The organism is Curtobacterium pomorum, from assembly GCF_044497295.1.
Taxonomy (GTDB): Bacteria; Actinomycetota; Actinomycetes; order Actinomycetales; family Microbacteriaceae; genus Curtobacterium.
This window is the reverse complement of the sequence record NZ_CP172409.1, coordinates 2,681,896-2,706,277: the sequence shown is the minus strand read 5'-3', so window position 1 is coordinate 2,706,277 and position 24,382 is coordinate 2,681,896. Positions and strand designations below refer to the sequence as shown.

Here is a 24,382-nt window from a genome sequence, read left to right as displayed (position 1 = left end):
CAGCTGGCACCGGGCCTCCCGTCTTCACGTGGTCACCGCGACGGCCCCACCCGGATCGTGAGCCCGCCGTGGTCCACCGTCAGCCGCACCGCGACCACGGTGCCGAACGGGTCACCGTCGAGCTGGATCTGCTCGGGGTGGTCGAGCGCGAGGTCGAGGACCCGCGCGCTCGTGTACCGCAGCGTCCGGGTGGCCGGGATGAGCCACGACAGGAAGCGTCCGAACCCGGTCCGGTGGAAGAACCGGTTCAGGGACAGCCCGTAGCCGACCCCGGCCCACCCGACCGTCCGACCCGGTCGGAACGCGATCGCGTCGAGGACCCCGTCGTCCGGTTCCGCCTCGGGCAGGAGGAGCACGCCGGCGGTCAGCGTGCCGCAGTTGCCGACGATGACCGTGTGTGCCCGCATGGTCCGGGTGTCGCCGTCGTCGAGTGCGTACCGCAGGTCGATCTGCCGGTTGCCGATGACGGACCGCATGATCGGGTCGGAGTAGGCGAGCCACCCGAACCGTCTCTTCAGGCGTGCGTTGGTGTTGGCCGCCATGTTCGCGTCGAGTCCGATGCCGGCCATCACCAGGAACGCGTGGCGTGTCGTCGTGCCCTGCGGGTCGGTGAGGTCGGCGAATGCGAGGTCGACCGGCCGATCGGTCCCGCTGAAGGCGGCTCGGACCGAGCCGGCGACGTCGTTCAGCGGGATGCGCAGGTTCCGGGCGTACAGGTTCCCGGTCCCCACGGGGAGCAGGGCGAGCGGCACGCCGGATCCGTGCAGTGCCTCGGCTGCGACGCGCAGCGTGCCGTCGCCTCCGACGGCCAGGACGACGTCCGGTGCGGTGGCCAGCGCCTCGCGTGCGGCGGCGAGGCCGTCGTCGGACGCCGCCGTCTCGAACCAGGTCGTGGGCGCCCAGCCGTTCCGCTGCTCTTCGGCGGCCACGGTGTTGCGGAGGACCCGCAGGTCGACCTTGACGGGATTGACGACGATCGCGGCGCGCGGCATGAGAGGACGATACCGAACAGCCGTCGTCGACCAGAACGGACGGGTTCTGTCCGGTATCGGCTGATCCGGGCGAATCTGGGAGTCAGGGCCGCGGAACACATTCGATCCGGACACACTCGGGACACGGTGAACGCCGGGTGTCTCCGACGCTCCTTACGCACTTCGCCATCACAGGCAGGGGCCGTCGTGGCCAGAACCCCCATCCTCCGTCCGCTCATCGTCGTCAGCACCGGGATCGGGTTGGCCGCGGCGCTGGCCCTCGGTGCTTCCTCAGCAGCGTCCGCCGCCACCATCATCGACGGCCCCGTGGGCCTCGGGACAGCGGCGAGCTACGGCGTCCTCGGCGCCCAGAGCGTCACCAACACCGGGCCGAGCGTGGTCAACGGCGACCTCGGCGTCTCGCCGGGCACGTCGATCACCGGCTTCGGCGGTCCTGGCAACGGGATCGTGAACGGCACCGTCCACCAGACCGACGCCGCCGCGGCCCAGGCGCAGGCCGACACCACGACCGCGTACGGCGTCGCGGCGTCGTTGACCCCCACGCGCGGCGGACTCGAGGAACTCAACGGGCTGAGCCTGACCCCGGGCGTCTACAACGGCAGCACGTTGCAGCTGGCGAACAACGGCCAACTGACGCTCGCCGGCAGCGCGGACTCCGTCTGGGTGTTCCAGGCCGCATCGACCCTGACCATCGGGTCCGGCACGAGGATCGTCATCACCGGCGGCGCGAGCTCGTGCAACGTGTTCTGGCAGGTCGGCAGTTCCGCGACCATCGGCACCGCCGCCCAGTTCCAGGGCACGGTCCTCGCCGACCAGTCCGTGACCGCCACGACGGGTGCGACGGTCGTGGGCCGACTGCTCGCCCGGAACGCATCGGTGACGCTCGACGACAACACCATCACCCGTCCGACCAACTGCCCGGCTGCCGGCACACCGTCCGAGAGCGTCGCACCGACGATCACCTCGGGCACGCCGACCGACGCCACCGCTGGCACGCCCTACTCGTTCCCCGTCACCGCGACGGGCAACCCGGCACCCACCTACTCCGACGGCGGGACCCTGCCCCCGGGCCTCACGATCAACCCGGACACGGGTGTCATCTCCGGGACGCCCACCACGCCCGGCACCACCACGGTGACGATCACGGTCGACAACGGAACCGCACCGCCGGACACCGAGACCTACGTCGTGACCGTCCGCGCGCCCGCGCCCACCGCGACACCCACACCGACGCCGACCGCCTCGGCCCCCGTGCCCACCGCACCCGCCTCGACGGCTCCCGCCGTGCCGGTCGTGGGTGGGAACGGCAGTGGTGGTGGCGGCACCACCGAGCTCGCCTTCACGGGGAGCGACCCGACGATCCCCCTCACCGCGGCAGGCGCGATGCTGCTCGCCGGCATCGCCGTGACGGTGCTCCGTGGACGGACGCTCCGTGCACGACGCCGGATCCTGTCCGAGGACCACTGACGGGTGACCGAGCCGGCGCCGTCGGCCGTCCCGGCACTGACGGTGTCGGCGGCCCCGGCGTAGCGTCGGCCGCATGACGAAGCACTGGGTGGCACCGCGGTTCGGCGGCAGCGAGGTCCTCGAGTTCGTGGACACCGAGGTCGCTGCACCCGGGCCCGGCGAGGTCACCATCGCGGTCCGAGCCGCCGGCATGAACCCCGCCGACACGAAGCACACGCGGCAGGGCGACCCGGCCGACCTGCCGATCCCCGTCGGCTACGAGGTCGCCGGGGTGCTCACCGCCGTCGGACCCGACACGACCATCGCGTCGGGTGGGGGAGCGGTCGGCGACGAGGTCCTGGCGTTCCGGGTCGCCGGTGGGTGGGCGTCGGAGCTGACCGTCCCGGCGGCCGACGTGTTCGCCAAGCCTGCAGCGCTCGGGTTCCCCGAGGCGGCGAACCTGCTCCTCGCGGGCACGACCGCCGCCGACATGCTGCGCGTCACCCGCGCCGCCGGGCGCGACACCGTGCTCGTGCACGGCGCGTCGGGGGCGGTCGGCGTGAGCCTGCTGCAGCAGCTCCGCCTGCTCGGCGCGCGGGTGATCGGCACGACCTCCGAGCGTGGTGCGGACGTCGTCGGACGCTTCGGCGGCGAGTGGGTCGCGTACGGTGACGGCCTGGAGGCGCGGGTCCGGTCGATCGCGCCCTCCGGCATCGACGTGGCACTGGACTGCGTCGGGACCGACGAGGCCGTCGACGTCTCGCTCGCGGTGATCGCCGACCGCGACCGCATCGTCACGATCGCCGCGCCGGCGCGCGCCGCCGAGGCGGGGTTCGCGGCCGTCGGTGGGGCGCAGCCAGCGAGCAAGGCGTTCCGCGACTCGGTGCGGCAGCGACTGATCGACCTGGCCGGGGCCGGCCAGCTCGAGGTCCCGGTCGCGCGGACCTTCCCGCTCGCCGAGGCGAAGGCGGCCGCGGAGTTGCTGGAGTCCGGACACCCCGGGGGCAAGCTGGCCCTGCTGCCCTGAGCCGCTCGGTGCGCTGTCGCTTCGCTGTCCTCCGCTGGGGGGACGCGTCGGGTCGCCGCCGCTGCCAGACTCGGTCGTGGTCGATGTCCGGCCACCGGAAGGAACGAACCAGTGAGTGACCAGTACCCGCCGCAGAACCCGTACGGGCAGCAGCCCGGACCGTACGGCCAGCAGCCCGGACCGTACGGCCAGCAGCCGACCGGTCCGCGCCAGCCGCCGCTGTGGGCTCCCTGGTACGGGATCCCGTTCGTGCAGGCCTTCCCGCGGTTCTGGAAGAAGTACGTCCGGTTCGACGGCCGCGCGAGCCAGTCGGAGTTCTGGTTCTGGGCCCTCTGGTACGTCATCGGCTCGGCGGCCACCGGCCTCGTCGGGGGGTTCTTCAACGTGCTGCCGTTCGTCGACGACGCGTCGAACGGGCTGAGCGGCCTGTGGGCCCTCGCCTGCGCGCTCGGCTTCATCGCCCTGACGGTGCGCCGACTGCACGACGTGAACCTGAGCGGGTACTTCGCCTTCTTCTTCCTCATCCCGCCGCTCGGCGTCCTGTTCTCGCTGATCGTCGGCCTGATGGGGTCGAACCCGCAAGGCCAGCGGTACGACGAGCCCCACCGCGGGTAGCGAGCGACGGCCCCGCGACGCTTCTGGTTGACTCGGACCCGAGTATCAGCCAACGATCGAGGGGGACACCGTGAGTGACCAGTACCCGCAGAACCCGTCCGGCCAGCAGCCGGGCGGTCAGCCGAACCCGTACAACGGAACGCCGCAGTACGGCCAGCAGCCGGCGACCGGCCCGAACGGCGAGCCGCCGATCTGGGCCCCCTGGTACGGGATCTCCTTCGGCAAGGCCGTCGGACGGTTCTTCAAGAAGTACGCGACGTTCAGCGGCCGCGCGAGCCGCAGCGAGTTCTGGTGGTGGTACCTGGCGAACGTGATCGTCGGGATCGTCCTCAGCATCCTGTACGGCATCGGTTTCGCCACGTCCGAGCGTTCGACGGTTTCCACCTCGACGGCGACCTCGGCGAGCGTGCAGTCGACCATCACCAGCCCGTCGGCGCTCTTCGTGATCGCTGGGATCCTCGCGCTGCTCTGGGGTCTCGCGATCATCATCCCGACGCTCGCCCTCGGTTGGCGCCGCCTGCACGACGCGAACCTCCCCGGTGCCCTGTGGATCATCGCGATCTTCGTCGGCATCGTCGGCATCGTCTTCGGCCTGCTGCCCTCGAACCCGCAGGGCGAGCGCTACGACCGACCCGCTGGCGCTCGATGAGCAACGACACACCGCAGTGGGGCCAGCCCGGCGGCGACCAGCCGTCGGGGCAGCCTGACCACGGACAACAGCAGCCTGACCACGGACAGCAGCAGCCAGGGTACGGGCAGCAGCCTGGGCCGTACGGTCAGCAGCCCGGCTACGGCCAGCAGCCCCGTCCGTACGGCCAGCAGCCCGGATACGGCCAGCAGTACGCCGACCCGTACCCGCAGTACGGACCGCCGATCCCGGTCGGGCCGGACGGTGCTCCGCCGCTGTGGGCGCCCTTCTACGGGGCCGGTTTCCTCGACGCCTTCACCCGGTTCTTCAAGAAGTACGCCCGGTTCGACGGCCGTGCCAGCCGCAGCGAGTTCTGGTACTGGATCCTGGCGAACGCGATCGTCACGATCGTCCTCTACGGCGGTTTCATCGCCGGTCTGATCGCCTGGAGCGTCTCGGCCTCGACCACCGACGAGTACGGCTACACCCAGACCGAGGGCGCACCCCCGGCGTGGATATTCATCCTGCTCGTGCTGTTCGGCCTCTGGACCCTGGCGACCCTCGTCCCGAACATCGCACTGGGATGGCGCCGCGTGCACGACGCGAACCTCGCGGGGCCGTTCTGGCTCATCGCGATGTTCGTCGGCGTCGCCGGGATCGTGTTCGGCTGCCTGCCGCCGAGCCCGGCCGGCGCGCAGTACGACCGTCCCGACCAGGCGTAGCACCACCGAACGGCAATCGGCCCGCACTGCGCGAAAGCGCGGTGCGGGCCGATCTGCGTCGTGCGTGAAGTCAGACCACGCGGAGTCGAGCCAGCGCACCGTCGACGACGAGGTCGCGCACGGTGACCGTGGGATCGGCGATCTGGAAGCGGAGCGCGCCGCCCGGCTGCTCGAACCACGGCTGCACGAAGCGGACGTTCACCATGAACGGACGCTCGACCAGGTAGCGGTGGGTCTCCGGGACGCCGGCGACGTGCGGCGGGAGCGAACGGCTCGGCAGCGGGGTGTCGAGGGGGTGCAGCAGGTAGCCGTCCGGACCACCGATGCGGTCGACGGGCACGCCGGCGGGGATCTGGATGGTCAGCCCCTGCTCGCCGGCCTGCGACACCTGCTGCGCGAGCTGCGGGTACGTCGATGCCGCACGGTCGCGGAGCCCGTCGAGCTCGTGCCGCGCGATGTCGCGCGGAGCCGGGAACGGCCGGTTCAGGAACCGACGGAGCATCTCGACCGCGTCCTCCTCACCGCGCGCGGTGGCGAGGCGACGGGCCGTGCCGTAGTCGACGACCTCGAGCGCGAACTCGTCGGACGCCTCGGCCGGGACCACGCGGAGCGCACCCTCGACCGGCGGCTCGTGCAGGGTCTCTCCGGGGAGCTGCACGTACCGGATCGTGTAGCCGAGCTGGTCGAGGATGGGGCGGGTGGCCGCGAACGTCATGGAGCGGAGCCTATCGGTGGAGTCGATGTCGAGTCTTGGACGACCCCGAGTGTCAGGCGCGGCCCCGCATGACGGCCTGCTTGACCTCGGAGATCGCCTTCGTCACCTGGATGCCACGGGGGCACGCGTCGGTGCAGTTGAAGGTCGTGCGGCAGCGCCAGACGCCTTCCTTGTCGTTGAGGATGTCGAGGCGGACGTTCGCGGCGTCGTCACGGGAGTCGAAGATGAACCGGTGCGCGTTCACGATCGCCGCCGGCCCGAAGTACTGCCCGTCGGTCCAGAACACCGGGCACGACGACGTGCACGCGGCGCACAGGATGCACTTCGTGGTGTCGTCGAACCGGGCACGGTCGGCCACCGACTGGATGCGCTCCTTGCCCGGGGTGGGGGCGGTCGCGGGCTGCAGGAACGGCTGGACCTCGCGGAAGGACTTGAAGAAGGGCTCCATGTCGACGACGAGGTCCTTCTCGAGCGGCAGGCCCTTGATCGCCTCGACGTAGATCGGCTTCGAGACGTCGAGGTCCTTGATCAGGGTCTTGCACGCCAGACGGTTCCGGCCGTTGATGCGCATCGCGTCCGAGCCGCAGACGCCGTGTGCGCAGGACCGACGGAACGTCAGGGAGCCGTCCTGGTCCCACTTGATCTTGTGCAGGGCGTCGAGGATGCGGTCGGTCGGCAGCATCATGACGTCGAAGTCCTGCCAACGCGGCTCGTCGTCGACGTCCGGGTCGAAGCGCCGGATGATGAGCGTGACGGAGAAGGACCCGGGAGGCGCCTCGGTGGTGTCGGTCCGGGGTGCGTCGGAGACCAGGGTGTCGGTCATCTCAGTACTTCCTCTCCATCGGCTGGTACCGCGTCACGACGACCGGCTTCCAGTCCAGCGTGATGTGGTCGTCGGCGAGTGACGAGTGCGGGTCGCCCGTCAGGTACGCCATCGTGTGCTGCATGTAGTTCTCGTCGTCGCGCTTCGGGTAGTCGTCGCGCATGTGGCCGCCGCGGCTCTCCTTGCGGTTGCGGGCGGAGTAGACGACCACCTCGGCGAGGTCCAGCAGGAAGCCGAGTTCGACGGCTTCGAGCAGGTCGGTGTTGAACCGCTTGCCCTTGTCCTGCACGGAGACCTGCATGAAGCGGTTCCGGAGCGTGTGGATCGTCTCGGTGACCCGGGCGAGGGACTCGTCGGTCCGGAACACCTGGGCGTTCTTGTCCATCTCGTCCTGCAGTTCCTTGCGCAGGACGGCGATGCGCTCGGTGCCGGTCGACGCACGCAGCTGGTCGAGCATGGCGCGGACACCGGCGGCGGGGTCTTCCGGCAGCGGGAGGAACTCGGCGGTCTTGACCCACTCGGCGGCGTTGTTGCCCGAGCGCTTGCCGAAGACGTTGATGTCGAGGAGCGAGTTCGTGCCGAGGCGGTTCGAGCCGTGCACGGACACGCAGGCGCACTCGCCGGCGGCGTACAGCCCGGGGACGACGGTGGTGTTGTCGTAGAGCACCTGCGCGTCGGTGTTCGTCGGGATGCCGCCCATCGCGTAGTGCGCGGTCGGCATCACCGGCACCGGCTCGACGACGGGGTCGACGCCGAGGTAGGTGCGGGCGAACTCCGTGATGTCCGGGAGCTTGGTCTCGAGCACCTCGGCGCCGAGGTGCGTGCAGTCGAGCAGGACGTAGTCCTTGTTCGGACCGGCCCCCCGGCCCTCGGCGACCTCCTGCACCATGCACCGGGCGACGATGTCGCGGGGCGCGAGGTCCTTGATGGTGGGGGCGTAGCGCTCCATGAAGCGTTCACCCGAGGCGTTGCGGAGGATCGCGCCCTCACCACGGGCACCCTCGGTCAACAGGATGCCGAGGCCCGCGAGCCCGGTCGGGTGGAACTGGAAGAACTCCATGTCCTCGAGCGGCAGACCCGTGCGCCACACGATGCCGACGCCGTCGCCGGTCAGGGTGTGTGCGTTCGAGGTCGTCTTGTACATCTTGCCGAAGCCGCCGGTGGCGAAGATCATCGCCTTGGCGTGGAAGACGTGCAGCTCACCCGTGGCGAGTTCGAACGCGACGACGCCGGCCGGCTGCTTGCGCGTGACGCCGTCCTCGCCCACGACGTCGACCATGATGAGGTCGAGCGCGTAGAACTCGTTGTAGAACTCGACGCCGAGCTTGACGCAGTTCTGGAACAGCGTCTGCAGGATCATGTGGCCCGTGCGGTCGGCCGCGTAGCAGGCCCGGCGGACGGGCGACTTGCCGTGGTCGCGGGTGTGACCGCCGAAGCGACGCTGGTCGATCTTGCCCTCGGGCGTGCGGTTGAAGGGCAGGCCCATGTTCTCGAGGTCGATGACTGCGTCGATCGCCTCCTTCGCGAGGATCTCGGCGGCGTCCTGGTCGACCAGGTAGTCACCGCCCTTGATCGTGTCGAAGGTGTGCCACTCCCACGAGTCCTCTTCGACGTTCGCGAGGGCCGCGGCCATCCCACCCTGCGCCGCACCGGTGTGCGAGCGGGTCGGGTAGAGCTTCGAGATGACGGCCGTCTTCGCCTTCGGGCCGGCCTCGATCGCGGCACGCATGCCCGCGCCTCCTGCGCCGATGATGACGATGTCGAACTGGTGGTGGTGCACGGTGGTCTCGGTCACAGGGGTCTTTCCGTAGACGGTGGGAAGGCGGTCGGCAGCGGGGATGGTGCTACTGCGCCGGGCAGAAGGAGGGCAGGTCCGCGGCGGCGGCGCCGGCGGGGCACGGGTCGAACGTCCAGCAGACGAGCAGGCCGAGGACGATCAGCACCACGCACGCGACGAGGATCGCGCCGAGGAGCGTCTTGCGGATGCCCGGCTTCGACACGTAGTCGTTGACGATCGTGCGCATGCCGTTCGAGCCGTGGATGAGCGCCAGGACGAGCATGAGGGAGTCCCACACCTGCCAGAACGGGTTGGCCCACTTGCCGGCGACGAAGGCGAAGTCGATCTGCTTGACGCCCTCGCCCGCCACCATGTTGACGAAGAGGTGGCCGAAGATCAGCACGACGAGCAGGACGCCCGAGCCGCGCATGTAGATCCAGCCCCACTTCTCCCAGTTGGTGGAGCGGCGGGCGGCCGAGGCGGAACGGGGAGGTTCGACGATCTGCGTGGTCATCAGGTGCCCCTCTAGTTGAAGTCCGCGAAGAGGTTCATGAGCTGACGGGGCAGGAAGCCCGCGATCGCGATCGCCCACAGGACGATGACGACCCAGAACATGGCCCGCTGGTACTTCGGCCCCTTGGACCAGAAGTCGACGAGGATGATCCGGAGCCCGTTGAACGCGTGGAACACGATGGCCATCACCAGGGCGATCTCGCCGAGGTTCATGATCGGCGTCTTGTACGTGCCGATGACCGCGTTGTACGCCTCGGGGGAGATCCGCACCAGCGCCGTGTCGAGGATGTGCACGAGCAGGAAGAAGTAGATCGCGACACCGGTGATCCGGTGCAGGACCCACGACCACATGCCGGTCGATCCGCGGTACAGCGTGCCCTCGAGCTTCCGAGAGGCGCGAGGCGCCTCGATCGTGACGTCGGGGACGGCGGTCGCCGTACCGCCGCCGGTGGGCTCAGCCATGAGCTCGTCCTTCCGTAGGACGGGCTCGCCCGATCGGCGAGCCCTTGCCGTTCGCGTTCGTGTGGAACACGACCCATCCTATGCTCGGGCGCTGACCTTCTCGTCCCGACCGGCCCGCAGGCCCCGACCGACGGGCGGCGCGCCGATGGTGCGAGCCGTGTCGTGGTGCCCGAGGAGCTGGTCGCCGACGGCCTCCCACGTGGTGCCCTCGACCCGGAGACGGCCCGCGGAACCCATCCGATCCGCGAGTGCGCGGTCGTGGTGCAGCCGCAGGACCGCCTGCCGCAGGGCCTGCGGTGCGTCGGGATCGTAGAGCTCGCCGTCGAGTCCGGGGGCGACGAGGTCGAGCGGACCACCCGACGCCGGCGCGATCACGGGCAGCCCCGAGGCGTGCGCTTCCTGGAGGGTCTGCCCGAAGGTCTCGGCCGGACCCGTGTGCACGAAGAGGTCGAGCGAGGCGTACGCGTCGGCGAGGGCGTCGCCGCGCAACGGTCCGGTGAAGGTGACGTCGAGGTGCCGCAGTCGTCGCTCGAGCAGCGCCCGGGACGGCCCACCGCCGGCCACGACGACGCGGATGCCGGGGATCCCGCCGAGCTCCGCGAGCCGTTCGACCTCCTTCTCCGGGGCCAGCCGCCCGACGTAGCCGACGATCGTCTCGCCGTCCGGCGCGATCCGGCGTCGGAGCGCTCGCACGTGGGCGGACTCCCGCCGGGCCGGGTGGAAGAGCTCGGTGTCGACGCCGCGACCCCAGCGGGCGACGCGGGGCACGCCGTCCTCGGCGAGCATCGCGGCGGTCGCGCTCGACGGCGCGAGCGTCAGCGAGGCACCGGCGTGGATGCGTCCGAGGATCCTCCGCACCAACGGGACGGTCGCGGTCAAGCCGTTGCGGCGGGCGAACCCGGCCACGTCGGTCTGGAAGACGGCGACGGAGGGGATGCCGAGCCTCCCGGCCGCCGTGATCGCGCGCCCACCCAACAGGAACGGACTGGCGGCGTGGAGCACGTCGGCGCCGGAGGCGGCGAGGATCGTGTCGAGCACCGGGTGGGGGAGTGCGACCGGGAACTGCCGGTACGCGACGGCGGGGACCCGGTGGACGTCGAAGGAGCGGTAGCGCTCGACGCTGGTGCGCGAACGGAACTGTGCGAGTCCCGGGGTGTCCGGTGCGATCACGACCGCGCGGTGGCCACGGCGCTCCAGGTGGTCGAGGACCGCGAGGACGCTGGTGGTCACGCCGTTGAGGGTGGGCAGGAAGCTCTCGGTCACGACGGCGACGGTCCGGGGGGACGTGCCGCGCTCCACGCTGCGTGCGCTCATGGTGCCGCCCATGCTCCGGGCGCCACGTGACCCCGCGGGGCCGACGACGTGAACGGGGCGGAGGCGACGGGTGAACAACGCGACGCCGTCGCCGCGCGCACGCTCGACGCTGCCCTGCGGGAGCCCGCATGCGGGAATCGTGCGGAGACCACCCAGGATCCGCGCCGTGGGACCGGTACGGTGAGCGCGTGGCTGACGCTCTCGAAGACTTCTACGCGATCATCCCCGCAGGGGGCATCGGATCGCGCCTGTGGCCGCTGTCGCGCGCGGACGCACCCAAGTTCCTGCACGACCTGACGGGCTCCGGTGCCTCGCTGCTCCGGCAGACCTGGGACCGGCTCGCCCCGCTGGCGGGCGAGCAGCGGATCATGGTCGTGACCGGACGGGCGCACCGCGTCGCCGTCGAGTCGCAGCTGCCCGGGGTCGAGGACCACAACGTGGTGCTCGAGAGCGAGCCGAAGGACTCCACGGCGGCCATCGGCCTCGCCGCGGCGATCCTCGTGCGCCGCGAACCCGACGTCGTCATCGGCTCCTTCGCCGCCGACCACGTCATCGGTGACGCCCGCGGCTTCCGCCGTTCCGTGCGCGAGGCCGTCGCCGTCGCCCGTGCCGGGTACATCACCACCATCGGCATCACGCCGACCGAGCCCGCGATCGGCTTCGGGTACATCCACGCGCACGGCGACACCCTCGACATCGAGGGCGCACCGACCGCGCACGCCGTCCGGTCGTTCGTCGAGAAGCCCGACCTGGACACCGCACGCTCGTACGTCGAACAGGGCACGTACCTGTGGAACGCGGGCATGTTCATCGCCCGCGCCGACGTGCTGCTCGAGGAGATCGGCCGGAACAACCCGACGCTGCTCGCCGGCATCAACGAACTCGCGGACGCCTGGGACACCTCGGCCCGCGGCGCCGTCGTCGACGCGGTGTGGCCCACGCTCGAGAAGATCGCGATCGACTACACCGTCGCCGAGCCCGCTGCCGCTGCCGGTCGCATGGCCGTCGTGCCCGGTGACTTCGACTGGGACGACGTCGGCGACTTCGCCTCGCTCGCCAAGCTGCAGTCCGGTGGTCGACCGAACAACCTCGCCGTCCTCGGCGACGGTGCGCGCATCCTGGCCGACTCGTCGAGCGGCATCGTGATCTCGCACAGCCAGCGGCTCATCTCGCTCATCGGGGTCGAGGACATCGTCGTCGTGGACACCCCCGACGCGCTCCTCGTGACGACCAGCGCGAACGCGCAGCGGGTCAAGGGTGTCGTGGATGCTCTCAAGATCAGCGGCCGCGGCGACGTCCTGTAGCGCTCCACCGACAAACCCCTCGAAATGGGGGTCTGCGGGTGACCCCGCGTTACGGGCGCGTTTCGGCGCGGTCGCGATCCCGTAACCGATCCACCGGACCGGGGCAACGGGTCCTGTACCGGCCGGGCGGTCGTGTACTGTCGCCACGATCGCCCGGAACGCACGTGGTCCGGGCACGCTCCCCGGAGGAACCCACCCGTGACATCTCGTACCCGACGCGTCGTCCTCAGCGGCTTCGCGCTCCTCGGCACCGCCGCCGTCCTCGCCGGTTGTGCCTCGGCGCCGTCCGACACGACGACCGCCAAGAAGACCGACTTCCGCCCCTGCATGGTCTCCGACGCCGGTGGCTTCGACGACAAGTCGTTCAACCAGCTCGGCTACGAGGGCATGAAGGACGCCGCCAAGGAACTCGGTGCCACCTACAAGGAGGCCGAGTCGAAGGACGCCACCGTCTACGACTCGAACATCGAGCAGCTCATCGGCCAGAACTGCAACCTCGTCGTGACCGTCGGCTTCAACCTCGCCGACGCCACGAAGAAGCAGGCCGCCGCGAACCCCGACACCGACTTCGCCATCATCGACGACAGCTCGATCGATGCGAAGAACGTCAAGCCGATCACGTTCGACACCTCGCAGGCCGCGTTCCTCGCCGGCTACGCAGCGGCGTCGTACTCGAAGACCGGCGTCGTCGGCACCTTCGGCGGCATGCAGATCCCGACCGTCACCATCTTCATGGACGGCTTCGCGGACGGCGTGAAGTACTACAACGAGCAGAAGGACAAGGACGTCAAGGTCGTCGGCTGGAACGTCGACTCCGGCAAGGGCTCCTTCACCGGTGGCTTCGAGGCCGGCACGCAGGCCAAGTCGGTCGCGCAGACGCTCCTCGACCAGGACGCCGACGTGATCCTGCCCGTCGGTGGCCCGATCTACCAGTCGGCTGCCGAAGCCATCAAGGACGCCGACAACGGCTCCGTCCTGATCGGTGCGGACAGCGACCTCTACGAGGCCGACCCGCGCTACAAGGACATCGCCTTCACCTCGGTCGAGAAGGGCATGCGCCCGGCCGTGAAGGACGTCGTCGAGCAGGCGGCGGACGACAAGTTCTCGAAGACCCCGTACGTGGGGACGCTCAAGAACGAGGGCGTCGGCATCGCGCCGTTCCACGACTTCGAGTCGAAGGTCGACAAGAGCCTGCAGGGCGAGCTCGACGACGTGAAGGCCGGCATCATCGACGGCTCGATCAAGGTCAAGACCCAGTCCTGACCCGACGGACGCGGGCGAGGGGCTTCCCTCGCCCGCGTTCTCGTGCGCCCGAGTGGTGCACGCGAGACCGTGCGCCCGCGTGGCGCACTCGAGACAGAAATAGACTCCCGAACATGAAGCTCGAACTCCGCGGCATCACCAAGCGGTTCGGCGCCCTGGTCGCCAACGACCACATCTCGCTCACCGTCGAGCCGGGTGAGGTCCACTGCCTCCTGGGTGAGAACGGCGCCGGCAAGTCCACCCTGATGAACGTGCTCTACGGCCTGTACGACGCCGACGAGGGCGAGATCCTGCTCGACGACGTGGTCCAGGACTTCGACGGCCCGGGCGACGCCATGCGCGCCGGCATCGGCATGGTGCACCAGCACTTCATGCTCGTGCCCGTGTTCACCGTCGCCGAGAACGTCATGCTCGGGCAGGAGCAGACCACCTTCGGCGGCCGGCTCGACCTGGCCGGTGCCCGCAAGCGGGTCACGGAGATCTCGGACCGGTTCGGGTTCGACGTCGACCCCGACGCCAAGATCGAGGACCTGCCCGTCGGCGTGCAGCAGCGCGTCGAGATCATCAAGGCACTGTCCCGCGACGCCTCCGTGCTGGTGTTCGACGAGCCGACGGCCGTGCTCACCCCGCAGGAGACCGACGAGCTGATGGGCATCATGCGCCAGCTCCGCGAGGCCGGCACCGCGATCGTCTTCATCACCCACAAGCTCCGCGAGGTCCGCGAGGTCGCCGACCGCATCACGGTGATCCGGCTCGGCAAGGTCGTCGGTGAGGCATCGCCCACCGCGACGAACAACGAGCTCGCTGCCCTGATGGTCGGCCGCGCCGTCTCGCTCGTCGTCGACAAGACGCCGTCGACCGGTGGCGAGGACGCCCTCGTCGTCGAGGGCCTCACCGTCACCGACCCGTCGGGCATCGTGCTCGTCGACGACGTGTCGTTCTCGGTCCGTCGCGGCGAGGTGTTGGCGATCGCCGGGGTGCAGGGCAACGGCCAGACCGAGCTCACCGAGGCGATCCTCGGCCTCGAGCCCGTCCACGCCGGCCGCATCACGCTGGACGGCAAGGAGCTGACCGGCCGCAGCGTCAAGCAGGTGCTCGACGCCGGCGTCGGCTTCGTCCCCGAGGACCGCAAGGAGGACGGCCTGGTCGGCGAGTTCACCATCGCGGAGAACCTCATGCTCGACCGGTCCGACCACGACGCGTTCGTCCGTGCCGGCACCATCCGCGCCGCCGAGCGCGACGCCTTCGCCGACGAGAAGATCGCCGAGTTCGACATCCGCACGCCGGGCCGCGCGACCGCTGCCGGCCGGCTGTCCGGTGGCAACCAGCAGAAGATCGTCCTCGCCCGCGAGCTCAGCCGCGAGCTCCGGCTCTTCGTCGCCGCGCAGCCCACGCGCGGCATCGACGTCGGGTCGATCGAGTTCGTGCACAAGCGCATCGTCGCCACCCGCGACACCGGTGTGCCCGTCATCGTCGTCTCCACCGAGCTCGACGAGGTCGTGGCACTGGCCGACCGCATCGCCGTCATGTACCGCGGCGGCATCGTCGGGATCGTGCCGGCGACCACCCCGCGAGACGTCCTCGGCCTCATGATGGCCGGCGAGATCCCAGAAGGAACGGAGCTGGCCGCATGACCGGTTCGGCCGGCGAGATCCAAGCCACATCCACGACCGGAACGGAACTGGCAGCGTGACCGCGCAGGAACCAGACAACACGCAGCCCACCGCCGGCACCGAGGCCGATGCCCCGCTCACCGACGACCGCCTGCAGGAGGCGCCGGAGACCCCGCACCTGATGACGGACTCGGCCGACGACACCGAACGCCGCAACGGCGCCCCCGGCACCGACCGCTGGCACGCCGCCCTGCAGAGCATCCTGAACGGGTCCGTGCTCGTCACGGTCCTCGCCGTCGTGCTCGCGCTGGTGGCCTGCGGCATCCTCATCGCGCTGACGGACGAGAACGTCCGCGCCACCGCGGGCTACTTCTTCGCCCGCCCGGCCGACATGCTCCAGGCCATCGGCACCGCGGTCGGCGGCGCCTACGCCTCGCTGTTCCAGGGGTCGGTGTTCAACTTCGGCGCCGACAGCTTCCAGCAGGCGATCGGGCCGCTCACCCGCTCGATCGACTACGCGGTGCCGCTCGTCGTCGCCGGGCTCGGGATCGCGCTGTCGTTCCGCGCCGGGCTGTTCAACATCGGCGGCCAGGGTCAGATCCTGATGGGGGCCGCGGTGGCCGGGTGGGTCGGCTTCTCGTTCGACATGCCCGCCGCGATCCACATCCCCCTCACCATCGTCGCCGGCATCGTCGGCGGTGCGGTCTGGGGCGGGATCGTCGGTGTCCTCAAGGCCCGCACGGGCGCGAACGAGGTGGTCGTCACGATCATGCTCAACTACGTCGCGCTCTACCTGGTCAGCTACCTGCTCCGCACTCCGGGCCTGCTGCAGGCCTCGGGCAGCAGCAACCCGATCTCGCCCGCCACGAAGGACAGCGCCCTGCTGCCGCAGCTCTTCGGTGTGCGGTACGGGGTGGACGCCGGGTTCATCGTCGCGATCCTCGCAGTCGTCGTGGTCTGGTGGCTCGTCAACAAGTCCTCGCTCGGCTTCCGGTTCCGCACCATCGGTGAGAACCCTCGGGCCGCCCGCGTCGCCGGCATGAGCGTGCCGGCGCTGACGATCTGGGTCATGGTCATCTCCGGTGCCCTCGTCGGCATCGCCGGCGCCTACCAGGTGCAGGGCGCCGTCACGACGGGCTTCACCTCGGGCATCGACGCCGGCATCGGCTTCGACGCGATCACCGTCGCGCTGCTCGGTCGCTCGAAGCCGTGGGGCGTGTTCTGGGCCGCGATCCTGTTCGGTGTGCTGAAGAACGGTGGCTACGCGATGCAGGCCGCCAACGGCATCCCGATCGACATCGTCGGCGTCATCCAGGCACTCATCGTCCTGTTCATCGCGGCGCCGCCGCTCGTCCGCGCGATCTTCCGGATCCCGCAGCCGGGAGCCCGCCAGCGCACGAAGACGAGCAAGAACAGCAAGAAGGCGGTCGCCGCGTGAGCACCCTCAGCCCCACCGCGGCGCCCGCGTCGCCCCTGTCCGACCGTCCGGTCGAGACGACCCGCAGCTGGAAGCTCCCGATCGGCTACGGCGTGTTCACGCTGCTCGCGGTCGTGTTCTTCGTCCTGCTCAGCCGCGCCGGCACGACGACCTTCCGGCTCGCGAACGCCGGCGACTTCATCGCCCTGCCGAACGTGCCGCTGTCCGCGGCACCGACCGGCTACGTGGTCGTCGTGCTCCTGGCGATCGCCACGGTCTACGCCGTGGTCGAGGTCCGCGCGTACCGGCACGTCCCGCTCTGGGTCACGTCGGTCTTCGCGATCGTCTTCGTCGTCGGGTTCCTGACGTGGGCAGCTGCCGGCGCCACGATCCCGTTGCCGGGCCTGCTGGTCGGTGCGCTCGGCCTGAGCGTCCCGCTCGTGTTCGGTGCCCTCGGCGGCGTCATCTCCGAGCGGGTCGGCGTGGTCAACATCGCCATCGAGGGCCAGTTCCTCGCCGGTGCGTTCACCTCGGCGCTCATCGCGTCGATCACCGGCTCCGCGTGGGTCGGACTCGTCGGTGCGCTCGTCGCCGGTGTGCTCGTGTCGTTCATCCTGGCCGCGTTCAGCATCAAGTACCTCGTCGACCAGGTGATCGTCGGTGTCGTCATCAACGCCCTCATCTCCGGCCTGACCGGCTTCCTGTACTCGCAGGTGCTGTCGCCGAACGAGACCACGCTGAACATCGGCATCCGGTTCCCAAAGTTCGAGATCCCGCTGCTCCACCAGATCCCGGTCATCGGCCCGGTGTTCTTCGAGCAGAGCGTCATCGTCTACCTGGCGTACGTCGCCGTCGCGGTCGTCACCTTCGGCCTGTTCAAGACCCGCTGGGGCCTGCGCCTCCGCGCGGTCGGGGAGCACCCGCAGGCGGCCGACACGGTGGGCATCAACGTCACGAGCACCCGGTTCTGGAACGTGTCGCTCGCCGGCGCGATCGCCGGCCTCGGTGGCGCGTACTTCACGCTCGACGCGGTCGGACCGTTCACGAAGGACATGACCGCGGGCGCCGGCTACATCGCCCTGGCCGCCGTCATCTTCGGCCGCTGGGACCCGATCAAGGCCACGCTCGCCGCCCTGCTGTTCGGCTTCGCGTCGAACCTGCAGAACACGCTCGGGGCGATCGACTCGCCCGTGCCGAGCGAGTTCCTGCTCATGCTGCCGTACGTGGTGACGATCTTCGCCGTGGCCGGCCTGGTCGGCCAGTCACGCGGCCCCGCCGCGTCCGGCAAGCCCTACATCAAGAGCTGACGGCCTGGAGGCACGGCACATGACCGACACGCACGAACCAGGTGACCAGGCGGTCACCGCCACCGCCCCTGCGGACGCAGCCACGGGCCTCCCGGTCGACGACGTGGACTGGACCGCCCTGCGGACGGCAGCGACCGCCGCGATGCGGCGCGCCTACGCGCCGTACTCGTCGTTCCCGGTGGGCGCCGCGGCGCTCACCGACGACGGACGGATCGTCTCCGGCTGCAACGTCGAGAACGCGTCGTACGGGGTGACGCTCTGCGCCGAGTGCTCGCTCGTGTCGCAGCTGCACATGACCGGCGGCGGCAAGCTCGTCGCGTTCACGTGCGTCGACGGCGACGGCGCCACCCTGATGCCGTGCGGCCGCTGCCGCCAGCTGCTGTTCGAGCACTCGACCGAGGGCATGCTCCTCGAGACGGTCTCGGGCATCCGCACCATCGACGAGGTCCTGCCCGATGCGTTCGGGCCGCGCACCCTCGCCACCTACCAGCAGGAGCACTGATCCACATGGCCGTCGAGCCGTTCGACACCGTCGACCTCATCCGCACGAAGCGATCCGGTGGCGCCCTGAGGACCGCCGAGGTGGACTGGCTCGTGGACGCCTACACGCGCGGCTACGTCGAGGACCCGCAGATGGCCGCGATGGCGATGGCCATCTTCCTGAACGGGATGGAGCGGCGCGAGATCAAGGACCTCACGCTCGCGATGATCGCGTCGGGGGAGCGGATGTCGTTCGGCTCGCTCGGCAAGACGACCGTCGACAAGCACTCCACCGGTGGCGTCGGCGACAAGATCACGCTGCCGCTCGCGCCGCTGGTGGCGTCGTTCGGCGTCGCGGTGCCGCAGCTGTCCGGTCGTGGCCTCGGGCACACCGGCGGGACGCTCGACAAGCTCGAGTCAATCCCCGGGTGGCAGGCCGCGCTGTCGAACGACCGGATGATGGAGATCCTGTCCGACGTCGGCGCGGTCATCTGCGCCGCTGGCTCGGGCCTGGCTCCGGCCGACAAGAAGCTCTACGCGCTCCGCGACACCACCGGCACCGTCGAGTGCATCCCGCTCATCGCGTCGAGCATCATGTCGAAGAAGATCGCCGAGGGCACCGGAGCGCTCGTGCTCGACGTGAAGTTCGGGTCCGGGGCGTTCATGCCCACGTACGAGGCATCCCGCGAGCTCGCGCAGACGATGGTGGACCTCGGCAACGACGCCGGGGTGAAGACCTCGGCGCTGCTGACCGACATGGAGGTCCCGCTCGGACTGACCATCGGCAACGCGCTCGAGGTGCGGGAGTCGGTCGAGGTCCTGGAGGGCGGCGGTCCGGCCGACGTCGTGGAGCTGACGGTCGCGCTCGCGACCGAGATGCTCACGCTCGCCGGACTGCCGGACGCCGACCCGGCCGCGGCGCTGGCCGACGGCCGCGCGATGGACACCTGGCGCCGGATGATCCAGGCGCAGGGCGGGGACCCCTCCGCCGCGTTGCCGGTCGCCCGGGAGCAGCACGTCGTGACCGCGCCGTCGTCCGGTGTGCTCGCGCAGCAGGACGCCCTGCCTTTCGGTGTCTCGGCCTGGCGCCTCGGTGCCGGCCGCGCCCGAGCACAGGACCCGGTGCAGGCGGGTGCGGGCATCGAGCTGCACGTCAAGCCCGGTGACGCCGTGACCGAGGGACAGCCGCTCTGGACGCTGCACACCGACGACGCGTCACGGATCCCGCGGGCGCTCGAGTCGCTCGAGGGTGCGTGGTCGATCGGCTCGTCCGACGCTGCCGTCGCTGCCCGCGGGCCGATCGTGCGGGAGCGCATCGGGTCCTGAACCCGGCCACCTGACGGACCGTCAGGATCCCTGCACTGCTGTGGGGAGCCTCCAGTCCGTTCCGGTGTGTGTTGTGCACAGGTGCCTGCGCGCGGTCGGTGACCACCGATAGCCTGGTCGCATGAGCGCCGATGCCCCGACCTACCGCCTGCCCGACGCCGGAGCGGTCATCAACGACCTGCCGAAGGTCTCGCTGCACGACCACCTCGACGGCGGTCTGCGCCCCGCGACGATCGTCGAGCTGGCTGGTGCTTCGGGTGTGGCGCTGCCGACCACCGACCCCGAGGCACTCGGCCAGTGGTTCGCGGACCAGTCCAACTCCGGCTCGCTCGTCGAGTACCTCAAGACGTTCGACGTCACCACGTCGGTGATGCAGACCGCGCCGCAGCTGACGCGCGTCGCCCGCGAGTTCGTCGAGGACCTGGTCGCCGACGGCGTCGTCTACGGCGAGGTCCGGTGGGCCCCGGAACAGCACCTGCAGGGCGGGCTGACGCTCGACGAGACGGTCGAGGCGGTGCAGGCCGGCATCGAGGAAGCGGTCGACGCCGCCGGCGGCCGCATCCGTGTCGGCCAGCTCGTCACCGCGATGCGCCACGCCGACCGCTCGCTCGAGATCGCCGAGCTCGCCGTGCGGCACCGCGACGCCGGTGTCGTCGGCTTCGACATCGCCGGTGCCGAGGCCGGGTTCCCCGCCTCGAACCACCGCGCCGCGTTCGACCACCTCGCGTCCGAGCTCTTCCCCGTCACCGTGCACGCGGGCGAGGCCGACGGGCTCGCCTCCATCCGGTCCGCGCTCGTCGACGGCCGCGCGCTGCGGCTCGGGCACGGCGTCCGGATCTTCGAGGACGTCACGCTCTCCGACGCCGGTGACGGCTCGACGCTGGCCTCCCTCGGCGAGGTCGCGTCGTGGGTCCGCGACCGCGAGATCCCGCTCGAGGTCTCGCCGTCCTCCAACCTGCAGACGGGTGCGATCGCCGCCTGGGGCGACGACCTCGCCGACCACCCCTTCGACGTGCTCTACCAGCTCGGCTTCCGGGTCACGGTGAACACCGACAACCGCCTGATGAGTGGGACGTCGCTGTCGAAGGAGCTGGCACTGCTCGCGGGCACGTTCGGCTACGACCTCGACGACCTGGCAGCGTTCCAGATCAACGCCGCACTGGGCTCGTTCCTGCCGCTCGAGGACCGCGAGGAGATCATCGCCACCATCACCTCCGGGTACTCGGAGGCCTGACGCATGGGACTGCCGCCGCTGCCGGACGCCGCCGTGCTCCTCGGGGCCGCCGCGCCCACCTGGCGTGACGCGATGCGCCTGGCCGGTGGCGCGCTCGTCGCGTCCGGGGCCACGACCGACGAGTACACCGACGCCATGGTCGGCATGGTCGAGGAACACGGGCCGTACATCGTGATCTCCCCGGGACTGGCGTTCGCCCACGCCCGGCCGGGTGGCGCGGTCCTGCGCGACGGGCTCGCCGTCGTGACCCTGGCGTCGCCGGTGGCGTTCGGCCACCCGCACAACGACCCCGTCCGCGTGGTCCTGGGGCTCGCGGTCGCCGGGGTGGGGACGCACCTCGAGTCCATCGGCGAGATCGCGAACCTGTTCAACGACGAGACCGTCACGGGGCGGATCGCCGACGCGACGACGGCGGACGAGGTCCGCACGATCATGGGGGTGTCCGCGTGAAGATCGTGACCATCTGCGGTGCCGGCATCGGGTCGAGCGGCATCCTCAAGGTGAACGCCGAGAAGGCGCTGTCCGCACTCGGCCTGCAGGCATCGGTCGTCGCGGCCGACGTGGCCTCGGTGCGGGACGTGTCCGACGACGCCAACGTGATCCTCACCAGTCAGGAGTTCGTCGAGGCGATCGGTGACACCTACGCCGAGGTCATCGTCATCCGGAACCACTTCGACCAGGGCGAGATCACGGCGGCGGTGGACCGGGCGCTCGGCGAGCACTGAGGCGGGTGCGGCGGCGGCCGCTGCGGCGGTGCGGCGGCGGGCGCTGCGGCGGGCGTCGGCCCTTTAGAGTTGGGGCATGAGCACCGAGAACCCGCTGAACGACCCCGCTGCCGACCCGTTCGAGGTCGCGCGCGACGCCGCTGCCGTCATCGCCGCGAAGTCCGGCATCGAGCGGCACGACATCGCCCTGACCCTCGGCTCGGGCTGGGGCAAGGCCGCCGACATCATCGGTGAGACCGTGTCCGAGATCCCGGCGGACCAGGTCCCCGGCTTCAGCGCCTCGGCCGTGCCCGGACACTCCGGCACGATCCGGTCGATCCGCCTCGCGGACGGCCGCCACGCGCTGGTCATCGGGGCCCGCACGCACTACTACGAGGGCCACGGGGTCCGTCGGGTCGTGCACAGCGTCCGCACCGCTGCGGCGACGGGTGCTTCGATCATGGTGCTGACGAACGGTGCCGGTGGCATCAAGGAGCACTGGACGCCCGGCACCCCCGTGCTCATCAGCGACCACATCAACCTGACCGCCGACAGCCCGCTCGAGGGTGCGACGTTCATCGATCTGACCGACCTGTACTCGGCCCGTCTGCGTGACGTGGCGCGGTCGGTCGACCCGTCCCTGGACGAGGGCGTCTACACGCAGTTCCGCGGCCCGCACTACGAGACCCCGGCCGAGGTGCAGATGGCGAAGACCATCGGCGGGCACATCGTCGGCATGTCCACCGCGCTCGAGGCCATCGCCGCCCGTCAGGCGGGCATGGAGGTCCTCGGGTTCTCGCTCATCACGAACCTGGCGGCGGGCATCCAGAAGACGCCGCTGTCGCACACCGAGGTGCTCGAGGCCGGCAAGCAGGCCGAACCGGTGATCGCGGACCTCCTCGCCCGTGTGGTGACCGCGCTCGGACAGCCGGCCTCGTGAAGCTCGACCTCGACCACGTGCTCGGCACCGCGCGGGCGTGGCTGGCGCAGGACACGGACCCCGAGACCCGCGACGAGCTGGCCGCGGCGATCGACGCGGCGATCGACGCGGCGGCCGACGGTGACGGTCCCGCTGTCCGGGCGCTCGCCGAGCGGTTCGACGGCCGGCTGCAGTTCGGCACCGCCGGACTCCGCGCCGAGCTCGGCTACGGGCCCCTCCGCATGAACCGGGTCGTCGTGACCCAGGCGGCCGCAGGGCTCGCACGCTTCCTGATCGACACCGGCCGGTCGCGCAGTGTCGTCATCGGCTACGACGGCCGCGTGAACTCCGACGTCTTCGCGCGCGACTCGGCCGAGGTGATGCGCGGTCTCGGGCTCGAGGTCACGCTGCTGCCGGGTGCCCTCCCCACACCGGTGCTCGCGTTCGCCGTCCGGCACCTCGACGTCGGCGCCGGGGTGATGGTCACCGCGAGCCACAACCCGCCCCGCGACAACGGCTACAAGGTGTACCTCGGGCAGGACGACGACGGGTCGCAGATCGTGCCGCCCGTCGACGGCGAGATCGCGGACGCCATCGATGCCGTCGCCGCAGGGTCGATCACGGACCTGCCCCGGGGCACCGACTACACCGTCGCCTCGTCCGAGCTGCTCGACGCCTACGTGGCCGCCACGGCCGCGACCGTCGCCCCGCCGGCACTCGCACCCGAAGCGCAGCCGAAGGTCGTCTACACGGCGATGCACGGTGTCGGGTGGGAGACCGCCCGAGCGGTGTTCGCCGCCGCCGGGTTCGCGGAGCCGGCCGTCGTGCCGGAGCAGATCGAGCCGGACGGGGCGTTCCCGACCGTGTCGTTCCCGAACCCCGAGGAACCCGGGGCGATGGACCTGGCGACAGCGCGCGGTGTCGCCGTAGGCGCCGACCTCGTCATCGCGAACGATCCCGACGCCGACCGGCTCGCGCTCGCGATCCCGGACGGGTCCGGTTCCTTCCGGAGGCTCTCGGGCAACGAGGTCGGCTGGTTGCTCGGGTGGCGGGCTGCCGCTCGGGCGTCCGAGGCGGGGACGACCGGCACACTCGCTGCGTCGATCGTCTCGTCGCCGGCGCTGGCCCGTGTCGCCGCCCGCCACGGCCTGGAGTACCGGGACACCCTGACCGGCTTCAAGTGGGTCTCGCGGGTCCCCGGGCTGCTCTTCGGGTACGAGGAAGCGCTCGGTTACCTGGTGGACCCCGAGGTCGTGCGCGACAAGGACGGCATCTCCGCGGCGCTGTCGCTGCTGTCGTTGGCGTCGGACCTCGCCGCTGCCGGGTCGTCGATCTCCGGGCAGCTCGACGCCTTCGCCGCCGAGTTCGGGGCGTTCGCGTCGGGGCAGGTCGCGACCCGTGTGGACGACCTGTCGCGCATCGGGGAGATCATGGCGTCGCTCCGATCCACGCCGCCGACGTCGCTCGGCGGGCTGGAGGTCCTCACCGTGACGGACTACGTCGACGGGGTCGAGGGCTTCCCGCCGTCGGACATCCTGCGCTACGACCTGACCGGCGACGCACGGGTGATCGTCCGGCCGAGCGGGACCGAACCCAAGGTCAAGGTCTACATCGACACGGTCGCGGAGACCCCCGCCGAGGCGCAGCGGCTCGTCGACGCCCTGGCGAGCTCGGTCCGCCCCCTGGTGTCGTAGGGCCCCGCTCCGCCCGAACCAGGTTCCGCTCGTTCGAGCTGCGCCCCGTTGCGGGCATCGCGCCCCGACTCTTCGGGGCGCGATGCC

Annotated in this window: 24 protein-coding genes; 17 read left to right on the top strand and 7 right to left on the bottom strand. The window is 70.7% G+C overall.

The features are described 5' to 3' along the window. Window positions 1–32: 32 nt before the first annotated feature. Window positions 33–992, bottom strand: coding sequence for a diacylglycerol/lipid kinase family protein (locus ACGH48_RS12820; protein WP_396288880.1), 960 nt, complete (start codon window positions 990–992; stop codon window positions 33–35). A 186-nt stretch (window positions 993–1,178) separates the two neighbouring features. Here ACGH48_RS12820 and ACGH48_RS12815 point away from each other — a divergent pair, with 186 nt between their 5' ends. The 5 genes from ACGH48_RS12815 (at window position 1,179) to ACGH48_RS12795 (ending at window position 5,430) form a co-directional block, all read left to right on the top strand. Then, complete coding sequence (locus tag ACGH48_RS12815; RefSeq protein ID WP_396288878.1) at window positions 1,179–2,459, top strand: ice-binding family protein; 1,281 nt, start codon at window positions 1,179–1,181, stop codon at window positions 2,457–2,459. A 73-nt stretch (window positions 2,460–2,532) separates the two neighbouring features. Beyond that, a complete protein-coding gene (locus ACGH48_RS12810; RefSeq protein WP_396288877.1) occupies window positions 2,533–3,465 on the top strand; it encodes an NADP-dependent oxidoreductase in 933 nt (310 codons plus the stop codon). A 111-nt stretch (window positions 3,466–3,576) separates the two neighbouring features. Next, on the top strand, window positions 3,577–4,080 hold the full coding sequence (locus ACGH48_RS12805) for a DUF805 domain-containing protein (protein ID WP_396288876.1): 504 nt from the start codon (window positions 3,577–3,579) through the stop codon (window positions 4,078–4,080). Between the two features lie 70 nt (window positions 4,081–4,150). Further along, window positions 4,151–4,729: a DUF805 domain-containing protein gene (locus tag ACGH48_RS12800; protein ID WP_396288875.1), complete on the top strand. Its 579-nt coding sequence runs from the start codon at window positions 4,151–4,153 to the stop codon at window positions 4,727–4,729. Beyond that, window positions 4,726–5,430 (top strand): DUF805 domain-containing protein, encoded by a 705-nt coding sequence (locus tag ACGH48_RS12795; RefSeq protein WP_396288873.1) that lies wholly within the window; start codon window positions 4,726–4,728, stop codon window positions 5,428–5,430. The genes ACGH48_RS12800 and ACGH48_RS12795 overlap by 4 nt, the downstream gene beginning before the upstream one ends. A gap of 70 nt (window positions 5,431–5,500) precedes the next feature. Here ACGH48_RS12795 and ACGH48_RS12790 read toward each other — a convergent pair whose 3' ends face one another. From ACGH48_RS12790 to ACGH48_RS12765, 6 genes are all read right to left on the bottom strand, one after another. Continuing rightward, window positions 5,501–6,145: a TNT domain-containing protein gene (locus ACGH48_RS12790; RefSeq protein WP_111086631.1), complete on the bottom strand. Its 645-nt coding sequence runs from the start codon at window positions 6,143–6,145 to the stop codon at window positions 5,501–5,503. 52 nt (window positions 6,146–6,197) lie between these two features. Then, window positions 6,198–6,968 carry a succinate dehydrogenase iron-sulfur subunit gene (locus ACGH48_RS12785; protein WP_123313764.1) on the bottom strand — a complete coding sequence of 257 codons (771 nt, stop codon included), beginning with the start codon at window positions 6,966–6,968 and terminating at the stop codon, window positions 6,198–6,200. 1 nt (window position 6,969) lies between these two features. After that, window positions 6,970–8,763 (bottom strand): succinate dehydrogenase flavoprotein subunit, encoded by a 1,794-nt coding sequence (sdhA, locus tag ACGH48_RS12780; RefSeq protein ID WP_111086629.1) that lies wholly within the window; start codon window positions 8,761–8,763, stop codon window positions 6,970–6,972. 49 nt (window positions 8,764–8,812) lie between these two features. Then, entirely contained in the window at window positions 8,813–9,259 is a 447-nt protein-coding gene (sdhD, locus tag ACGH48_RS12775; RefSeq protein WP_340195686.1) for a succinate dehydrogenase, hydrophobic membrane anchor protein, read from the bottom strand. Between the two features lie 11 nt (window positions 9,260–9,270). Next, window positions 9,271–9,720: a succinate dehydrogenase, cytochrome b556 subunit gene (gene sdhC, locus ACGH48_RS12770; protein WP_396288872.1), complete on the bottom strand. Its 450-nt coding sequence runs from the start codon at window positions 9,718–9,720 to the stop codon at window positions 9,271–9,273. A gap of 78 nt (window positions 9,721–9,798) precedes the next feature. Continuing rightward, entirely contained in the window at window positions 9,799–11,034 is a 1,236-nt protein-coding gene (locus ACGH48_RS12765; RefSeq protein WP_260233126.1) for a glycosyltransferase family 1 protein, read from the bottom strand. Window positions 11,035–11,222: 188 nt separating this feature from the next. Between ACGH48_RS12765 and ACGH48_RS12760 the strand changes: the two genes are divergently transcribed. The 12 genes from ACGH48_RS12760 to ACGH48_RS12705 all read left to right on the top strand — a co-directional run bounded on the left by ACGH48_RS12760 (window position 11,223) and on the right by ACGH48_RS12705 (window position 24,295). Beyond that, window positions 11,223–12,338 carry a mannose-1-phosphate guanylyltransferase gene (locus tag ACGH48_RS12760; RefSeq protein ID WP_396288870.1) on the top strand — a complete coding sequence of 372 codons (1,116 nt, stop codon included), beginning with the start codon at window positions 11,223–11,225 and terminating at the stop codon, window positions 12,336–12,338. Window positions 12,339–12,536: 198 nt separating this feature from the next. Continuing rightward, entirely contained in the window at window positions 12,537–13,601 is a 1,065-nt protein-coding gene (locus tag ACGH48_RS12755; RefSeq protein ID WP_396288869.1) for a BMP family protein, read from the top strand. Between the two features lie 113 nt (window positions 13,602–13,714). Next, window positions 13,715–15,235: an ABC transporter ATP-binding protein gene (locus ACGH48_RS12750; RefSeq protein ID WP_396288868.1), complete on the top strand. Its 1,521-nt coding sequence runs from the start codon at window positions 13,715–13,717 to the stop codon at window positions 15,233–15,235. A 55-nt stretch (window positions 15,236–15,290) separates the two neighbouring features. Then, on the top strand, window positions 15,291–16,652 hold the full coding sequence (locus tag ACGH48_RS12745) for an ABC transporter permease (protein ID WP_396288867.1): 1,362 nt from the start codon (window positions 15,291–15,293) through the stop codon (window positions 16,650–16,652). Beyond that, window positions 16,649–17,938, top strand: a complete 1,290-nt coding sequence (locus ACGH48_RS12740; RefSeq protein ID WP_340195685.1) for an ABC transporter permease — start codon at window positions 16,649–16,651, stop codon at window positions 17,936–17,938. The genes ACGH48_RS12745 and ACGH48_RS12740 overlap by 4 nt, the downstream gene beginning before the upstream one ends. Window positions 17,939–17,957: 19 nt before the next feature. Further along, complete coding sequence (locus ACGH48_RS12735) at window positions 17,958–18,440, top strand: cytidine deaminase (protein ID WP_222658050.1); 483 nt, start codon at window positions 17,958–17,960, stop codon at window positions 18,438–18,440. Window positions 18,441–18,445: 5 nt separating this feature from the next. Further along, window positions 18,446–19,744: a thymidine phosphorylase gene (locus ACGH48_RS12730; protein ID WP_396288866.1), complete on the top strand. Its 1,299-nt coding sequence runs from the start codon at window positions 18,446–18,448 to the stop codon at window positions 19,742–19,744. A 121-nt stretch (window positions 19,745–19,865) separates the two neighbouring features. Then, window positions 19,866–20,978, top strand: a complete 1,113-nt coding sequence (locus ACGH48_RS12725) for an adenosine deaminase (RefSeq protein ID WP_340195683.1) — start codon at window positions 19,866–19,868, stop codon at window positions 20,976–20,978. A gap of 3 nt (window positions 20,979–20,981) precedes the next feature. Then, window positions 20,982–21,428 (top strand): PTS sugar transporter subunit IIA, encoded by a 447-nt coding sequence (locus ACGH48_RS12720; protein WP_396288865.1) that lies wholly within the window; start codon window positions 20,982–20,984, stop codon window positions 21,426–21,428. Further along, the gene (locus ACGH48_RS12715) at window positions 21,425–21,703 is read left to right on the top strand and encodes a PTS sugar transporter subunit IIB (RefSeq protein WP_123292189.1); all 279 of its coding nucleotides are present in this window, start codon (window positions 21,425–21,427) and stop codon (window positions 21,701–21,703) included. Before ACGH48_RS12720 ends, ACGH48_RS12715 begins: the two co-directional genes overlap by 4 nt. A 76-nt stretch (window positions 21,704–21,779) precedes the next feature. Further along, window positions 21,780–22,622, top strand: a complete 843-nt coding sequence (locus ACGH48_RS12710) for a purine-nucleoside phosphorylase (protein ID WP_123313754.1) — start codon at window positions 21,780–21,782, stop codon at window positions 22,620–22,622. After that, window positions 22,619–24,295 carry a phospho-sugar mutase gene (locus ACGH48_RS12705; protein ID WP_396288864.1) on the top strand — a complete coding sequence of 559 codons (1,677 nt, stop codon included), beginning with the start codon at window positions 22,619–22,621 and terminating at the stop codon, window positions 24,293–24,295. Before ACGH48_RS12710 ends, ACGH48_RS12705 begins: the two co-directional genes overlap by 4 nt. Window positions 24,296–24,382: the final 87 nt, after the last annotated feature.

What these genes read in the sequence shown, in the direction of transcription:
- ACGH48_RS12820 (WP_396288880.1), bottom strand. Translation starts at nt 992, where the DNA reads ATGCCGCGCGCCGCGATCGTCGTCAATCCCGTCAAGGTCGACCTGCGG.
- ACGH48_RS12810 (WP_396288877.1), top strand. Translation starts at nt 2,533, where the DNA reads ATGACGAAGCACTGGGTGGCACCGCGGTTCGGCGGCAGCGAGGTCCTC.
- ACGH48_RS12795 (WP_396288873.1), top strand. Translation starts at nt 4,726, where the DNA reads ATGAGCAACGACACACCGCAGTGGGGCCAGCCCGGCGGCGACCAGCCG.
- ACGH48_RS12790 (WP_111086631.1), bottom strand. Translation starts at nt 6,145, where the DNA reads ATGACGTTCGCGGCCACCCGCCCCATCCTCGACCAGCTCGGCTACACG.
- ACGH48_RS12785 (WP_123313764.1), bottom strand. Translation starts at nt 6,968, where the DNA reads ATGACCGACACCCTGGTCTCCGACGCACCCCGGACCGACACCACCGAG.
- sdhD (WP_340195686.1), bottom strand. Translation starts at nt 9,259, where the DNA reads ATGACCACGCAGATCGTCGAACCTCCCCGTTCCGCCTCGGCCGCCCGC.
- sdhC (WP_396288872.1), bottom strand. Translation starts at nt 9,720, where the DNA reads ATGGCTGAGCCCACCGGCGGCGGTACGGCGACCGCCGTCCCCGACGTC.
- ACGH48_RS12765 (WP_260233126.1), bottom strand. Translation starts at nt 11,034, where the DNA reads ATGAGCGCACGCAGCGTGGAGCGCGGCACGTCCCCCCGGACCGTCGCC.
- ACGH48_RS12750 (WP_396288868.1), top strand. Translation starts at nt 13,715, where the DNA reads ATGAAGCTCGAACTCCGCGGCATCACCAAGCGGTTCGGCGCCCTGGTC.
- ACGH48_RS12735 (WP_222658050.1), top strand. Translation starts at nt 17,958, where the DNA reads ATGACCGACACGCACGAACCAGGTGACCAGGCGGTCACCGCCACCGCC.
- ACGH48_RS12730 (WP_396288866.1), top strand. Translation starts at nt 18,446, where the DNA reads ATGGCCGTCGAGCCGTTCGACACCGTCGACCTCATCCGCACGAAGCGA.
- ACGH48_RS12725 (WP_340195683.1), top strand. Translation starts at nt 19,866, where the DNA reads ATGAGCGCCGATGCCCCGACCTACCGCCTGCCCGACGCCGGAGCGGTC.
- ACGH48_RS12720 (WP_396288865.1), top strand. Translation starts at nt 20,982, where the DNA reads ATGGGACTGCCGCCGCTGCCGGACGCCGCCGTGCTCCTCGGGGCCGCC.
- ACGH48_RS12710 (WP_123313754.1), top strand. Translation starts at nt 21,780, where the DNA reads ATGAGCACCGAGAACCCGCTGAACGACCCCGCTGCCGACCCGTTCGAG.